This window comes from Schnuerera sp. (assembly GCF_035459645.1).
Lineage (GTDB): Bacteria > Bacillota > Clostridia > Tissierellales > Tepidimicrobiaceae > Schnuerera.
The window spans coordinates 1-1,565 of the sequence record NZ_DATHXO010000105.1 but is presented as its reverse complement, the minus strand read 5'-3'; the positions used below and the strand labels follow the sequence as shown (position 1 = coordinate 1,565).

Genomic DNA, 1,565 nt, shown 5'->3' with positions numbered 1-1,565 from the left:
ATAGAATTCTCGAATACCAATAATTGATAGTATAAATATAAAATAGGACATTAAGGAACCGCCCTTTGATACAATAAAAAAAGTCAATAATACTATTCCTATTCCACTTATTGTCCTAATTAATAATCCTTTCACCTAAATTCCTCCAAACCTTCTGTTTCTTTTTTGATAATCGATAATAGCTTTATATAAATGCTCTTCCTTAAAATCCGGCCAATAAATATCTGAAAACCAAAACTCAGTATAAGCTATTTGATATAACATAAAATTACTTAATCTAAGCTCACCACTAGGCCTAATTAAAAGATCCGGATCTGGCAAGTTATGTGTGTACAAATAGTTTTCAAAGATTTCAATGCTTATTTGGTCTTCTTTTAGTTTACCCATTTTTACATCTTCTAAAAGGTTCTTTATTCCTCTAATTATTTCATCTCTACCTCCATAGTTTAAACCAATATTTAAAATCATCTTTGAATTATTCTTAGTCTTTTCAATAGCTCTTTTAACTTCTTCTCTAGCTGTTTTAGGGAGCATACTTACATCACCCATGGTTTGAATTCTTATATTATTTTTATGGATCCTATTCAGTTCGATTCTAATATACTGGACTAACAATTTCATTAAACCTTCTATCTCTTCTTTTGGGCGTTTCCAATTTTCAGTGGAAAAAGCATAAAGTGATAGGTACTTTATATTTAGTTTTTCTGCAATCTCTACTATTTCGATAACTCTTTTCATACCTTCTTGATGTCCAGCAGTTCTAGGCAAAAAACGCTTCTTAGCCCATCTACCATTACCATCCATTATAATGGCTACATGTTTGGGAACTCTAGTTAAATCTATTTTGTTTTTTAAATCTAATATACTGTCCTTGGCCACAAGAATTCCTCCCATCATTAAAAACCCCTTCTATTTTAGAAGGGGAATCTTTAAATTTCTAATAATTCTTCCTCTTTTTTGTTAGTAATATTATCAATTTCATCAATGTATTTATCAGTGAGTTTTTGAGTTTCGTTTTCAGCTGCTTTTCTATCATCTTCGCTTAAAGATTTATCCTTTTCCATCTTTTTAATGTTGTCATTGGCTTCTCTTCGAATATTCCTAATAGAAATCTTTGCATCTTCAGCACTTTTTCTTACTACTTTTACTAATTCTTTTCTCCGTTCCTCGGTAAGTAAGGGTATTGGCAATCTAATAAGTTTGCCGTCGTTAGATGGATTTAGCCCAAGATCGGATTTTAATATTTCTTTTTCTATAATTGGAATTAAGTTAACATCCCAAGGTTGAATTACTAGTAATCTTGGTTCAGGTGCGGATACGCTCGCTACTTGTTTTAGAGGGGTATCCGTACCATAATAATCGATAGAAATTTGATCCAGTAGCGCAGGATTAGCTCTACCTGCCCTAACGCTTTTTAAATCTTCTTTGTACACCTCTACAGTTTTTTTCATCCTTTTTTCTGATTCTTTATGAACGTCCAAATACATAATTACTCCTCCTTTACATGAGTACCTATTTTTTTACCTAATGCCACATCTATAATATTATTTGGTTTGTCTATACCA

General features: G+C 31.5%; 2 protein-coding genes. Both read right to left on the bottom strand.

The annotated features are described in order from the left end of the window. Window positions 1–135 precede the first annotated feature (135 nt). Window positions 136–879 (bottom strand): isoprenyl transferase, encoded by a 744-nt coding sequence (locus VK998_RS02530; RefSeq protein ID WP_414713543.1) that lies wholly within the window; start codon window positions 877–879, stop codon window positions 136–138. A 50-nt stretch (window positions 880–929) separates the two neighbouring features. Next, window positions 930–1,487 (bottom strand): ribosome recycling factor, encoded by a 558-nt coding sequence (gene frr, locus VK998_RS02525; protein ID WP_325225114.1) that lies wholly within the window; start codon window positions 1,485–1,487, stop codon window positions 930–932. Between the last annotated feature and the right edge of the window lie 78 nt (window positions 1,488–1,565).

What these genes read in the sequence shown, in the direction of transcription:
- frr (WP_325225114.1), bottom strand. Translation starts at nt 1,487, where the DNA reads ATGTATTTGGACGTTCATAAAGAATCAGAAAAAAGGATGAAAAAAACT.